Origin of the sequence: Actinoplanes sp. NPDC023714 (assembly GCF_040639855.1) — a bacterium.
GTDB lineage: Bacteria > Actinomycetota > Actinomycetes > Mycobacteriales > Micromonosporaceae > Actinoplanes.
Window position 1 is genome coordinate 1,396,659 of record NZ_JBFAAR010000002.1, and the last position, 13,364, is coordinate 1,410,022.

At 72.3% G+C, this 13,364-nt stretch carries 12 protein-coding genes; 4 read left to right on the forward strand and 8 right to left on the reverse strand.

Features of this window, described 5'->3' with window-relative positions:
• Positions 1-17 precede the first annotated feature (17 nt).
• The 5 genes from AB0G10_RS14695 to AB0G10_RS14715 are packed head-to-tail and all read right to left on the reverse strand — an operon-like array spanning position 18 to position 5,427.
• Entirely contained in the window at positions 18-1,133 is a 1,116-nt protein-coding gene (locus AB0G10_RS14695) for an iron-containing alcohol dehydrogenase (protein ID WP_360920310.1), read from the reverse strand.
• Positions 1,130-2,335 carry a phosphoglycerate kinase gene (gene pgk, locus AB0G10_RS14700; RefSeq protein ID WP_360920313.1) on the reverse strand — a complete coding sequence of 402 codons (1,206 nt, stop codon included), beginning with the start codon at positions 2,333-2,335 and terminating at the stop codon, positions 1,130-1,132. The genes AB0G10_RS14695 and pgk overlap by 4 nt, the downstream gene beginning before the upstream one ends.
• Positions 2,325-3,413: an N-acetyl-gamma-glutamyl-phosphate reductase gene (argC, locus tag AB0G10_RS14705; protein WP_360920316.1), complete on the reverse strand. Its 1,089-nt coding sequence runs from the start codon at positions 3,411-3,413 to the stop codon at positions 2,325-2,327. Before argC ends, pgk begins: the two co-directional genes overlap by 11 nt.
• Positions 3,410-4,459 (reverse strand): alcohol dehydrogenase catalytic domain-containing protein, encoded by a 1,050-nt coding sequence (locus AB0G10_RS14710; RefSeq protein ID WP_360920319.1) that lies wholly within the window; start codon positions 4,457-4,459, stop codon positions 3,410-3,412. Before AB0G10_RS14710 ends, argC begins: the two co-directional genes overlap by 4 nt.
• A complete protein-coding gene (locus AB0G10_RS14715; RefSeq protein ID WP_360920322.1) occupies positions 4,459-5,427 on the reverse strand; it encodes an NAD(P)-dependent oxidoreductase in 969 nt (322 codons plus the stop codon). Before AB0G10_RS14715 ends, AB0G10_RS14710 begins: the two co-directional genes overlap by 1 nt.
• Positions 5,428-5,662: 235 nt before the next feature.
• On the opposite strand from AB0G10_RS14715, the gene AB0G10_RS14720 reads away from it, so the two are divergent.
• Entirely contained in the window at positions 5,663-6,799 is a 1,137-nt protein-coding gene (locus AB0G10_RS14720; protein ID WP_360920325.1) for an aminotransferase class V-fold PLP-dependent enzyme, read from the forward strand.
• A 45-nt stretch (positions 6,800-6,844) separates the two neighbouring features.
• Here the strand turns inward: AB0G10_RS14720 and phzG are convergent, their stop codons facing one another.
• Complete coding sequence (gene phzG, locus AB0G10_RS14725) at positions 6,845-7,480, reverse strand: phenazine biosynthesis FMN-dependent oxidase PhzG (protein WP_360920328.1); 636 nt, start codon at positions 7,478-7,480, stop codon at positions 6,845-6,847.
• A gap of 46 nt (positions 7,481-7,526) precedes the next feature.
• Positions 7,527-8,300, reverse strand: a complete 774-nt coding sequence (locus AB0G10_RS14730) for a maleylpyruvate isomerase family mycothiol-dependent enzyme (protein WP_360920331.1) — start codon at positions 8,298-8,300, stop codon at positions 7,527-7,529.
• Positions 8,301-8,604: 304 nt separating this feature from the next.
• Here AB0G10_RS14730 and aepX point away from each other — a divergent pair, with 304 nt between their 5' ends.
• From aepX to AB0G10_RS14745, 3 genes are all read left to right on the forward strand, one after another.
• On the forward strand, positions 8,605-9,522 hold the full coding sequence (aepX, locus tag AB0G10_RS14735; protein ID WP_360920333.1) for a phosphoenolpyruvate mutase: 918 nt from the start codon (positions 8,605-8,607) through the stop codon (positions 9,520-9,522).
• A gap of 8 nt (positions 9,523-9,530) precedes the next feature.
• The gene (locus tag AB0G10_RS14740) at positions 9,531-11,765 is read left to right on the forward strand and encodes an FAD/NAD(P)-binding protein (protein ID WP_360920336.1); all 2,235 of its coding nucleotides are present in this window, start codon (positions 9,531-9,533) and stop codon (positions 11,763-11,765) included.
• 62 nt (positions 11,766-11,827) lie between these two features.
• Complete coding sequence (locus tag AB0G10_RS14745) at positions 11,828-12,538, forward strand: hypothetical protein (RefSeq protein ID WP_360920339.1); 711 nt, start codon at positions 11,828-11,830, stop codon at positions 12,536-12,538.
• Here AB0G10_RS14745 and AB0G10_RS14750 read toward each other — a convergent pair.
• Positions 12,473-13,351 carry a hypothetical protein gene (locus AB0G10_RS14750; protein ID WP_360920342.1) on the reverse strand — a complete coding sequence of 293 codons (879 nt, stop codon included), beginning with the start codon at positions 13,349-13,351 and terminating at the stop codon, positions 12,473-12,475. The genes AB0G10_RS14745 and AB0G10_RS14750 overlap by 66 nt on opposite strands.
• Positions 13,352-13,364 lie beyond the last annotated feature (13 nt).

Sequence of the window (13,364 nt, forward strand, 5' to 3'; positions counted from 1 at the left end):
CTCCGCGGGCTCGCCGCTCACAACGCCTCCCGCACGATGGCGCGCAGGCGCCCTTCGTCGATCTCCGGGATCGGATCGTTGTCAAGGTTGCCGGACACGGCGGCCAGGATCGCGTCGACGTGCCCGTCCCCGATGCCCGACGCGCGGAGGCCTCCCGTCACCCCGACGGCGCCACGGAACCGGTCCACGAGGTCGTGCACGTCGCCACCGCCGAGCCGCGCCGCGATCTCGGCGAACCGCTCGCCCGCGTGCGGCCGGGCGTGCCGCAGCCATACCGGGTACAGCGCGGCGAGGCCCCGTCCGTGGGAGATCGGCACGCCGAGCCCGCCCATCGCCTGCTGCAGCCGGTGCGGCAGGCAGGTGCTGGCGTTGGCGACGACGATGCCACCGAGAAGCGCGGCGAAGGCCAGGTCGTCGCGGGTCGCCGGATCGTCCGGCGTGCGCAGGATCGCGTCCCGGCGACGTGCCAGCAGCTCCAGCGCACGGCCGGCGCACCAGCGGGTGAAGTCGTCGGACCGGCGTGCCACGTACCCCTCGACGGCGTGCGCCAGGGCGTCGAAGGCGGTGTCCGCGGCGACCGCGGCGGGCACCGATCGGGCGAGCAGCGGGTCGACCAGCGCGAGGCGGGGGAAGAGGTCGTCACCGCGGATGCCGGACTTGAGGCCCCGGCGCGGGTCGGTGAGGATCGCCCCCCGGGTCATCTCGGCGCCACTGCCGGCCGTGGTGGGCACGGCCACCACCGGCACCGGGCCGGGAATCCGGTCCAGCGTCCGGCCCACGAGCGGGCCGACCGGGCCGAGCCGCATCCCGGCGGCGACCGCCTTCGCGGTGTCGATGGCGCTGCCCCCACCGATTCCGATGATCACGTCGCAGCCGGCCCGCAGCGCCGCCTCGACCGCGAGGTCCGCCTCGGTGGCGGTGGGCTCGGGCAGCACCGCGTCGAAGACGGTGGCGGTGATGCCGGCGTCGGCCAGGCTCTTGAGCGCGCCGTCGAGGATGCCGTGCCGGCGTACCGCTCCGCGTCCGCACACCAGCAGCGCCGACGTGCCGAACGGCTGGGTCCGCCGCCCGAGTTCGCCGAGCCGGCCGCGCCCGAAGACCACGCTGGTCGGCAGATCCAAGTTGATGATCATGTGTTGTCCTCGTGCGTCGTGGTGGCACGCAGCTCGTCGATGACGGGGGTGCTGCCGTGGGCCAGGTAGTGCAGTGCCGATCCGCCGCCGGTCGAGGTGGGTCCGTCCCACGGCAGTTCCCGGACCGTGTCGCCGCCCATCAGCAGGGTCTCCGCCCCGGGGCGGCCGACGACGTCGAGGACGGCCTCGCTCGCGGTGCGGTGCCCGTCGAGGTACCGCGACGGTGTCCCGGCGACCACGCAGCGGGCGCCGGCGGCGGCGTGCCCGGCGAGGATGTCACGCCAACGCGGCGGCACCTCGAAGTCGACGATCGCGTGTCCGGCCGGCACGCCGTGCTCGACCGGCACCGCGATGCCGGGGCCGTATCCGGTCCGCCCGCGGCGGGCCACGATGACCCGTTCCGGCAGCACCACCGTGGCCGTGCCGTCGCTGAGCGCCCGGTGCGCGGCCCGCAGGCACCGCTGCGGCTGCTCGCCCAGGTCCGAGTCGGCCACGTCCACGCCACGGGCCCGCAGGATCGTGGTGAGCACCACCCCGCCCGGGACGACCACGTCGTAGCGGCGGCTGAGCGCGGCGAGACCCACCAGCGTCTTCTCCGGCTTGAGCCCGCCGAGTACGGCGATGGACCGGCGCCCGGCCGGGTTCGCCCACGGTTCCAGCCGTGCCAGTTCGCCGAGCACGCCGTCGGTCAGCCAGCCGGGCCGGTACCGCAGGATGCCGGTGCTGGAGGCGTGCGAGCGGTGGGCCTTGCTGAATCCGCCCACCGCCACCAGGTCACCGAGCGCCGCGAACCGGCGGGCCAGCGCGGGATCGCCGGCTTCCTCCCCGGCATGCCACCGGGTGTTGCCGAAGACGACGGCGGTGCCCTCCGGCATGGCGCCGGCGATGGCCGCGGCGTCCGGTGTGTCGTTGTCCGGCAGGTACCCGACCGGGCGGCCGAGCCGATCGGCGAGGTAGCCGGCGACGTGGTCGAGATGTCGCGCCGACCCGTCCCGATGCCGGCCCTGATGCGACAGGATCGCCACCCGGGCGCCCGCCGACAGCAGCCGTGCCAGATCCGCCAGCTCGACGTCGATCCGGCCGGTGCTGGTCAGGCTCTCGTCGACGTTGAACCCGGCGCAGTAGATCCAGCGTTCGCCGTGGCGGATCGGACGGTCGCGCAGCAGCGGCACCCCGGCCGGGGCGACGGTGTCAGAGCGCATACGCGCTGATTCCGGCGGTCTCGGCCAGCCCGGCCATGACGTTCATGTTCTGGATGGCGGACCCCGCCGCGCCCTTGACCAGGTTGTCGGTCACGGCGATCACCTTCGTGATGCCGCGTGCCGGGTCGTGGTCCAGGCCGATGTGGCAGAAGTTGGAGCCGATCACCGCGGCGAGGCTGGGATACAGCCCGTACTCCTTGTCGTTGAGCTTCCCCCTTCGCGGTGTCGTGACGATGTGTACGAAGTGCTCCTTGTCGTGCCCGGCGCCGTAGAACTCCAGGTAGCGGTCGAGCAGCCGGTCCCGGTCGAGAGGCGTCCGCGTCCGCAGGTTGACCTGCAGGTGGATGCCGCGGGCGAAGGTTCCGTGGGTGGTGTTGATGTCGACCTCGACCGGGTTGCCGGCCAGCGCGCCGAAGTGGTGCTCCAGCTCCGGGCCGTGCCGGTGGCCCTGGAGGCTGTAGGCCAGCGGCGAGGTCGCCATCTCGGCGTGCATGATCTCGCGCCGCGGCTTGCTGCCGGCCCCGCTCGTGCCGTTGAGGGCGTGCACGGCGATCGGCCGGTCCGCGTCGACGAGATCGGCCTGCAGCAGCGGGGCGCTCGCCAGGATCGCGGTGATCGCGTAGCAGCCCGGATTCGCCACCAGCCGGGCGCCGCGGATCTTCTCCCGGTTCAGCTCGGTCACCCCGTACACGGCCTCCGCCGCCAGATCGGGAGCGGCGTGCGGGCGGCCGTACGTGCTCTCGTAGAGAGCCAGGTCGCCGAAGCGGAAGTCGGCGCTCACGTCGATCACCCGGGCGCCGTGGTCGAGGAAGTGGCGGGCGCCGTTCATCGCCTCACCGGACGGCGTGCAGAAGAACACCACGTCGATCTCGGCGGCGCGCTCCCTGACCTGCTCGAGGGTGTGGAACCGCAGTCCGGACGCCGCCAGGTTCGGGTGGACCTCGCCGAACGGGTCGCCGGTGCGGGCGCCGGGGATCACCGTGGCCACGTCGGGATGGCCGAGCAGCAGGCGGCACAGCTCTCCCCCGGTGTATCCGCTCGCGCCGAGGACGGCCGCGGTCAGTCGTGCGCCGGTCATCGCTGTTCTCCTGTCGTCGTACGAAGCATCACCTTGCCGACCTGGCCACCGTTGCCGTCGAGGGCCCGCATCGCCGCGTCGGCCTCGGCCAAGGTGAACCGGTGGGTGATCAGGGGCGCCGGGTCGACAGTGCCGTCGGCCAGCCAGCCGATCACGTCGGCGAAGTCACGCGGGGTGGACAGCGCCGAGAAGCGGACGGTCAGCTCCCGGGAGACGAACGGGTTGAGATCGATCTCCTGGGGCCGTTCGAAGTAGCTGACGACCACCACCGTGCCGCCGGGCCGGGTCACGGCGCAGGCGTCGCGGAGGACGCCCGGATGCCCGGAGGCCACGAACGTCACGAACGGCGCGTGACCGAGCCGGCCGGCGATCGCCGACACCGGATCCTCGCGGCCGGCGTCGACGTACCCGGCCGCGCCGAGGCGAGTGGCGATCCGGCCCTTCGGCTCGCCGCGGTCCACGCACACGACCGGCCCGAGACCGGCGGCGCGCGCGGCGATCAGGCAGGACATCCCGATCGACCCGGAACCGAGGACGGCCACGCCCGGGTGCGCGGGGGTGCCGGCCAGCCGGACCGCGTGCAACCCGATCGACAGGGGCTCGGCCAGGGCGCCCTTCTCCGCCGCCAGCCCCGGCGGGAGCCGGAACGTCATGTTCTGCCGCAGGATGACGTAGTCGGCGAACGATCCCTGCCAGCCGTCGTGCGAGAGATTGCTGCGGTCCGAGCACAGATGCGGTTCGGCCCGCCGGCATGCCGCGCAGCTGTCGCACGGCGAGAACGCCGCCGCGCAGACGCTGTCGCCGGCGGCGAGGCCGGTGACACCCGGACCGGTGGCGACGACCGTGCCGGCCAGCTCGTGGCCCAGGGTGATCGGCGCCTTCTTGTACGGGTGGGTGCCGCGGTAGGTGGCCAGGTCGGAACCGCAGATCCCGGACGCGGCGACCCGCACGAGGAGTTCGCCCGGCCCCGGCACGGGGATCTCGACCTCGCGCAGCTCGATCCGTCCGGCGCGGGTCAGCACCGCCGCCGACATGGTGGCGCTCATCAGCAGACCCGGTTCGCGGCGTCGCCGCCGCCGAGCGCGATGCGCAGGTTGTCGACGACCAGACGCCCGATGGCCCGCTGGGCGTCCAGCGACATCCCGCCCAGGTGCGGGGTGAGCACCACGTTGTCGAGGGCGGCGAGTTTCGTCGCGCCGCCCTCGGCCTTGAACACGTCCAGGGCGGCGCCGGCGATGGTGCCGTCGGACAGGGCCGACACGAGATCGTCCTCGTCGACCACGCCGCCGCGCGACACGTTCACCAGCACCGCGGTGCGCTTCATCAGGGCCAGCTGCGGTGCGGCGATCAGACCTCGGCTCCGCTCGTCCAGCGGCAGGGCCAGGCACACCACGTCCGCCCGGGTCAGCAGGTCCGGCAGCGGCATCAGCGTGACCCCGCGGTCCGCCTCCCGGCTGCGCCGTTGCGGGTCCATGCGTACGGCGGTGGCGATGGTGCGCATCGAGAGGCCCTGGGCGAGCTCGGCGACCCGGGAGCCGATGGCGCCGAGCCCGACGATGCCCATCGTGCGTCCGCGCAGTTCCCAGCCGCCGAGCTCGGACTTGCGCCACTGTCCTTCGCGCAGGAAGCGATCGGCCCGGGTGATGTTGCGGGCGAGCGCCAGCAGCAGGCCGAGGACCAGTTCCGCCACGGCGTTCGCCGAGCCGCCCGGGACGTTGAACACCTGCACTCCGGCCGCGCGGGCCGCCGCCAGATCGATGTTGTCGGTGCCGGAGCCGGCGCGGGCGATGACCTTCAGACGCCGGGCCCCGGCCAGCGCCGGGCCGGGCAGGCCGACCCCGCTGCGCAGGATCACCGCGTCGGCGTCGCGGATCGCGGCCGCCACCTCCGCCTGCGCCAGGCCGATCCGCACCTCCACGTCGTACCGGCTGCGCAGGACGGCCAGAGCCTCGTCGTCGATCGGGTCGAGTAGCACCACGCGAGTGGTGGAGACCCTGTCGGGGGTCGTACGCAACGTCTCTCCTCTGCTCGGCCGGTGACCGCGGCGGCCGGTCGGCCCCTTCTGCATTGTCGAGACGGTCACGCACCGATTCCAGGTCGTCCGGCGCCCCTTAGAGAACCGTCTAGGAGCGGCGCCGGCGGCAGCATTAGAGGCGCTTCTAAGGGCCTTCCCGCCTTCGGCGGAAAGGCCCGATGCCCGTGCCATGCTTCGGTCCTGCCCGGCCCACGCGAGAGCTGAAGGGAATCCCATGCTGCAGGAGCCCACCGTGCCACCGGCCGCGTCCACGCTGCTCAACCCCGGACCGGTGAACGTGCACGCGGACGTCCGGGAGGCGCTGACCTATCCGGACATCTGTCACCGCGAGGCCGAGGTCGCCGCCCTGATGCGCCGCGTCCGGCGCAATCTGACCGTGCTGGCCGGCGGTGGCGAGGACGACGACACCGTGCTGCTGACCGGTTCCGGAACCGCCGCTCTGGAGGCGGCCGTGTCCTCGATCGTGCCGGCCGGCGGCCGGATCCTCATCCTCGACAACGGCAACTACGGCGAGCGGCTCTATCGGATCGCCGCGGTCAACCGCATCGCGCACACCCGGCTCGAGTTCGGATGGAACGAGCCGATCGACGTGACCCGGGTGGACCGGGCGCTCGCCGCCGATCCGGCGATCACTCACGTCGCGATGGTGCAGCACGAGACCAGCACCGGCATGCTCAACCCGGTCCGCGAGGTCGGCGCCGTCGTCGCCCGGCACGGCAGGTCGCTGGTGGTGGACGCGATCAGCAGCCTGGGCTGCGAGGAGTTCGATCTGCACGCCGATCATGTCGACTGGTGCGTCGGCACCGCGAACAAGTGCCTGGAGGGGCTGCCCGGGATCAGTTTCGTGACCGCGCCGAAGGCGCGGTTGCGCGCGCTGTCCACCGTCGAGCCGCGCAGCTACTACCTGGACCTGTACGGCCACTACATCTCGCAGGAGGAGCGTGACGCGCCGCTGTTCACGCCGGCCGTGCAGGTGCTGTACGCCTTCGACCGGGCGGTGGACCGCGCCTTGGACGAGACCGTCGCCGGCCGGTCCGCGCGCTACGCGGGCCTGGCCCGGCAGCTGCGCGACGGCCTGCGGTCCCGCGGCCTGCGGCTGCTGCTGGAGCCGGAGCACTTCAGCAACAGCGTCACCAACGTCCACCTGCCCGGCGGCGTCGCCTACGCCGACCTGCACGACGGGCTCAAGGCCGAGGGCTTCACCGTCTACGGCGTGCAGGCGCAGCTCGGTGAGGTGTTCCGGGTCGCCAACATGGGCCAGGTCGACGCGGAGCGCATCGACGCCTTCCTCGGCGCCCTGGACCGGGTGCTGGCGAAACTGGGCTACTCCCCCGCGCCCGTCCGGGTCTGAGCGCAGCGGTGGCGCCGGCCCGCGGGCCGGCGCCACCCACGGCGGTCAGGGCTGCAGGCGCTGAGCCTGCCAGCCGCCGTCCGACAGCTCGTACGCGAGCCGCCGGTGCAGCCGGTCCGGGCTGCCGTGCCAGAACTCGATGCGGTGCGGAATCAGGCGGTAGCCGCCCCACCCGGCGGGACGCGGCACGGGAGCGTCGCCGGCGGCCAGCTCCTCCGCCCGGTCCCGCAGCTCCTGCGGATCGTTCAGCGGACGACTCTGCTGCGAGGCCGCGGTGGTGGCCTGCGCGGCCCGCGGCCGGGCGTGGAAGAGCTGGTCCGACTCCTCGTCGCTGATCTGCTCGATCGGACCGTCGACGGTGATCTGCTGCAGCGTCTCCCGCCAGTAGAAGGTCATGGCGCCCCACGGTGTGGCGGCGAAGTCGCGTCCCTTGCGGCTGCCGCGGTGCGATCCGAACAGCAGGCCACGGTCGCTGACGCCCTTGAGCAGGATCATCCGGCTGGACGGACGGCCGTCGGCGTCGGCCGAGGAGAGGCTCACCACCTTGGGCTCGCGGACCTGGCGCTCGGCGGCGGACTCCAGCCACGCGGTCAGCAGCGCCACCGGGTCGGCCGGCGGGGCGTCGAACTCCGGCAGCTCCAGGCTTGCGTCACCGCTGAGGGTCTGGGCGTGTGCGGTCATGTGTCCTTCCTCTGTTTCTCGTCCGTGCCCGGGGAACGGGCATCGATCACGGGTACGGGAACCAGCCCGGCAGCGCCAGCGCGGTCTGCGGGTCTTCCGATTCACGGACCCAGCCGGGCTCGCCGGGTGTCCGGCCGAGCAGCCAGGCGAGCAGGTCGTGGTCGCGCGTCGCCACGACGTGCTGGGCCGCCGCGTCGCCGGGCACGACCTTCGGATCGCCGGTGGCGTCCACCAGCCAGCTCTGCCGCGTGGTCGCCCCGCGGAGCAGCCAGGTCTGCGCCGGCGGCGCCGCCGCGCGTCGCGGAAGACCGGCGACGACGCCGGGCAGCACGGCGGTGACGTAGTCGTCCGGCCAGTCGGCCGGGCCGTAGCCGATCCCCAGGTCGGCGTGGTGGACCTCGACCTCGGTCCAGCGCGACAGCACCGCGGCGCCGAGCGGGCGCTCGCCGCCGGACGACCGGGTCGGTCGCTGCCAGACGTCCTCGCCCAGTGAGCTCCAGCGCTCGTCGAGGGCTCCCACCGCGTCGGCGAGCTCGCCGGACAGCGCGGAGGCCGGCCGCGTGGCGGCCGCTTCGATCTCCCGGGCCCGGCCCTCCGATCCGCCCGGATACGGATCCACCAGGTCGCCGCGCTCGGCGGCTTCGGTGACCCGGATCAGGCCGCGGGCGTGGGCGGCGAGATGACCGACGACGTGCGCCCGGGTCCAGCCGGCCAGCGACGACGGGCGGCGTATCCGCTCGTCGGTGAGTTCCCGGACGCCGGCCAGCAGGCGGTCCGTCGACCGGCGCAGGGCGGCCAGCTGTGACGGCACGACGATCATGTCCATACCCTTCCATGGATGGTGACGCGGTGGGGCGTCCGGTACGCCGGGTCAGTGTAGTTTTCCGGCGTAACGCCGGTTTCCCCCGACCGGCTCCGCACGCCCGGTGAATTTACCGGCGGACCGGTCCGGAATACGCGGGCGGCCGGAACATTAGTCGGTCGTCCAACACCGCCAACTAGTGCCTCTTCTAATCGGCGGGAACGGGCCCGCATTCACCTTGCCGGATAACGGCGTCGCTCGATAACTTTTCCAGCGTCCGCATCCCGCGGATCCCCCTTTCCCTTTCCGCGTTGGAGGAAACGTGTCCGGCAGCAGCGACGTGACAACGGCGGCCGCACTCGCCACCCGCGCCACCACCCGGCTCCGTGATTCACTGATGCAGCCGGAACTCACCTTTCTCATGGAGGCGCACGACGGCCTGTCCGCCCGCATCGCCGCAGGTGAGGGCTTCCAGGCGCTCTGGGCTTCGGGTCTGTCGATCTCGACTGCACTGGGTGTGCGCGACAGCAATGAGGCGTCCTGGACCCAAATGCTCGACGTCGTGGAATACATGGCGGAGGCCACCGACGCCCCCATCGTCGTCGACGGCGATTCAGGACATGGGAACTTCAACTCGGCACGACGTTTCAGCCGTAAGGCCGAACGCGTCGGGGCGGCCGGCGTGTGCTTCGAGGACAAACTGTTCCCGAAGATGAACTCCTTTGTCGGAAGCGACCATGATCTCGTTCCGGCGGAGGATTTCTGCGCGAAGATCGCGGCCGCCAAGGACGCCCAGACCGATCCGGACTTCCTGGTGATCGCGCGCACCGAGGCGCTGATCGCCGGCCTCGGCCAGGACGAGGCTCTGGAGCGGGCGGAGGCCTACCGCAAGGCCGGCGCCGACGCCGTGTTCATCCACTCCCGGAAGAAGACGTTCGACGAGATCGGCGCGTTCGCCCGGGAGTGGGCCGGCCGGGCGCCGCTCGTGATCGCGCCCACCACCTACGCCGCCACCACGACCGACGAATTCCAGCAGGCCGGCATCTCCGCGGTCATCTGGGCGAACCACAGCATGCGTGCCGCCTTCCACGCGATCCGGGACACCTGCCGGCAGATCCTGCACGGCCGCTCGGTGAACGGTCTCGACCGGCTGGCCACCCTGCCCGAGGTCTTCGGTCTCCTGGACTACGACGAGCTGGACCGCTCGGAACGCCAGTACTACGGCCAGCCGGCCAACTAGGAGAGCGCATGCGACCCCTTCGCCTGGCCATCGTCGGTGGTGGCCCGAGCGCCACCTATGTCATGGAGCGGCTCGCCGCGACCGCCCCCACGCGACCCGCCGGGACGCCCCTGGTGATCGACGTCTTCGACCTGTCCGGCCGGTTCGGGGACGGGCAGGTCCACAGCGCCGAGCAACCCGTGACGAGCTTCCTGAACCGCATCGTCGGGCAGGTCTCGTTCGCGGCCGATCCGACCGTCACCGACGCCGGACCGCTGCTGGACCCGGCACTGCGTCCGACGCTGTACGAATGGTGCCGGCTCAAGTTCGCCGAGACCGGTGACCCGGTCTTCGACGTCACGCCGGAGAGCTGGCCGAAACGCTACGTCCACGGGCTGGCGCTGCGGGAGAGCTTCAGCCGGTACGTCGAGCTGCTGCGCGGCGCCGGCGTCACCGTGAACCTGCGGCACGCCGAGGTGACCGACGTCGAGAAGCACGACGACGCCTACCGGTTGCGGCTGTCGACCGGCGATCCTGTCGCCGCCGACCATGTCCTGTTCCTGACCGGCCACTCGGCCAACGACCCGCGGCGGTTCCCCCGCACCCGCCCGCTGGCCGAGTTCGCCGACCGCCACCCGGTGACGTTCGTGTCGGCGGCCTATCCGCTGGAGCGGCACCTGACCGACCAGGTCGTCACCACCGAGACCACGGTCGGATGCATCGGCATGGGCCTGACCGGCATCGACGTCATCCTGCATCTCACCGAGGGACGCGGGGGCCGCTTCGCCGACATCGGCGGCGGCCGCCTGCGCTACGAGCCGTCCGGCCGCGAGCCACGCTCGATCGCGGTCTTCAGCGAGGCCGGGCTGCTGACCTTCGCACGGCCGTACAACGCCAAGGAGCGGGATCCGCAACGGCTCGAGCACCGCGGGCTGTTCCTCACCGAGGAGACGGTCGACGTGCTGCGGGACGCCGTCGGCACCCCCTGCTCCGTTCCCGGCGCCGGCGTGCGCAACCAGCTCGACTTCGAAGCGCACCTGCTCCCGGTCGTGCTCCTGGAGATGGGGCACCTCTACTACCGCACCCTGCTCGGACCCGGCTTCGCCGATCACCTCGAGCAGCGGGTCCGGCCGGCGTTCGAGCGCTTCGCGCACGGCCGCGACGCCACCTACGCGCGGGAGGACCCGGAACGGCTGCTCGCGCACGTCGACGCGGTCGTCGACACGGCGCAGGACCTGGTGGACGGCGTCTGCACGGCCAAGCTGAGCTGGGCGGCCGCCGAACTGGGCGCGGCCGCCGACGGATGGCAGCTGGAACCCGCACTGCGTCAGTACCTCAGCGTCGTCTTCGGCGCCGACGCCGCGCACGAGGCGATCCAGCGGCTGCGGTCCGCGCGCCGGCCGATCGACGTGGTGTCGGGCCGGCTGTCGCCGTGGCGGCACGCCGGACGGCTGCGCGACAACCGGTTCTCCTGGCCGGCGACGATCGACCCGCTCGGCACGGCGGAGGCCGGCTCGGCGCAGGAGTACCGGGCCGCGCTGCTGGACTTCATCGACCGGGACCACCTGTTCGCCGCGCAGGGCAACGTCGCCAACCCCGCCAAGGCGGCCGCCGACGGTGTCTGGCGGGACCTGCGCCCGGTGCTGGCGCACGCGGTGGACTTCGGTGGGCTCACGGCCGCGTCGCACCGCCGCTTCCTCGACATCTATCTGCGTCACCACAACCGGCTGTGCAACGGGGCCGCGCTGGAGGTCATGGAGAAGATCCGCGCGGTGATCGAATGCGGTCTGGTCGACGCCGCGGCCGGGCCCCGGGCCCGGGTCGCCGCCGACGAGGCGAGCGGCCGGTTCCGTGTTCACGGGCCTCGCACCGGCGCCGACATCCCGGTGGACGTGCTCGTCGACGCCCGGGTCCACGCGTTCGACCCGGAGCGGGACACCCTGCCGCTGTATCCGAACCTGCTGCGCCGCGGCATCGTCCGCAAGTGGCGCAACCCGGCGGTGGACGGGCCGGACTTCGAGCCCGGCGGGCTCGACCTCGATTCCCGGTTCCACCCGGTCGGCGCGGACGGCCGTGCCGACCCGCGGCTGACGTTCCTCGGCCCGCCCAGCGAGGGCGTCATGTTCTTCCAGCTCGGCGCTCTGCGCCCCAACCAGGATCACCACGTCATGCAGGACGTGCTGACCTGGCTCGGCGACTTCTGGCGGAGCGCGCAGAGCTCCGCCGACGTCCGGCACGCCGCCGCGGTGGCGTCGCCGGCCTGACCCGATCACGAGGCGCCGCCCCGGCCCGGGGGCGGCGCCTCACCATTCAGCCTGGAGGACAGATGCTCTTCGCCGTAGTGGGCACCGACGGAGCCGGCAAGTCCACCGTCACGCGCCTCGTATCGGAGGCGCTGGAGAGCGACGGGCAGTCCGTCGCTCACATCGATCGCTGGCACATCGTCGACAACCCGCTGTATCCGGCCACCCGGTTCATGCGCCCCGACGTACCCGACACCCGGTTGTGCGTCGCCGAGATGCCGAACCCGGCCCGGTTCCTGTTCCTGGTCTGGTCCATCGGCATGGCCCTGCTCGGCCGCAAGACCGCGTCCGGTGACGCCGGCCGGCACACCGAGATGCTGGACGGCTACTGGATGAAGCACGCCGCCAGCGAGATCGTCTACGGGCTCGACCGCGTCTGGGTGGAGAACGTCGTGTCGGCGCTGCCGGTCCCGGACGTGACCATCTATCTGCGCATCACGCCGGAGGCCGCCTGGCAGCGCAAGGCGGGTGACGTCGTGCCCTACGAATGCGGGATGGACGAGTCGTGCTCGCGGGACCGTTTCCTGCGTCATCAGCACGCCATCCAGGTTCTTCTCGACGCCTGGGCCGCGCGCCACGGCTGGATGGTCGTCGACGCGGACCGGCCCCTGGCCGATGTGGTGACGCAGGTTCAGGGGGCGATCCGCGCCGCGTCCCGGCCGGCGGCCTCAGCGGGACCGGGCGATCCTGGTGTACGGCTTGACGGGAGCCCAGCGCACCACGGGGTCCAGTAGGAACCGGAGGTCTCCCGCTCCCGGATCGCCCTTCAGGATGAGGCACTCGGCGCCGGCCCCCGCCAGCGCGCCGAGTGCCCTCACCTTGCCGGCCATCGCCCCACTGGTGTCGTGCGGAGCCGCCGGCCACAGGAATCCGGCCACCGCGTCGAGGTCGTCCGGATCGAGATACGGGATGCTGCGGCTGCCGCCCGGGCCGTCGGCCAGCACACCGGGCACGTCGGTGAGCACCGCGACCCGGACATGCCGGCCCGCCCGCGGCCCGCCCAGGAATATTCCGGGCACCCGATCGCTGCCGAAGATCTCCAATCGGCCACTCGGCGTCAACACACAATCACCGGAGAGCACCGGCAGGGCGCCGGCGCGCAGCAACTCGTCGATGACCGTCGTCTGCGGAACGACGACGTCGTCCTGAAGCGCGCAGATCGCGCCCACTTGAACCGGGAAACATCGAACGCCCCGGGACCGGAGCGCCTCGATCCACGCCCATTTCACCGTGAACGTGGCGAACGTCAGATCCAGCGACGCGAAAGGGTCGCCGGGCTCCAGATGCCGGACGGCCCCGTGGCCGATGGCGCCGCCACCGGCGACGAGCGCGACCCGGCCGGGCGCCGCACGCCACAGGTCCGCCACCTGATCGGCGTAACGACCGAGTTCGTCGGTGTCCAGGTGGCCGGCCCGATCCTTCTGGGAAACGAGACTGCCGCCGATCTTGACAATGACGAATTGAGGGGCCGACGCACTGCCGGGAACGTATTCAGCAGCGATTCCATCCGGAACTTTTGGCCACGTAGTGGTCATGAAATTCCTCATCTCCGATTTTGGT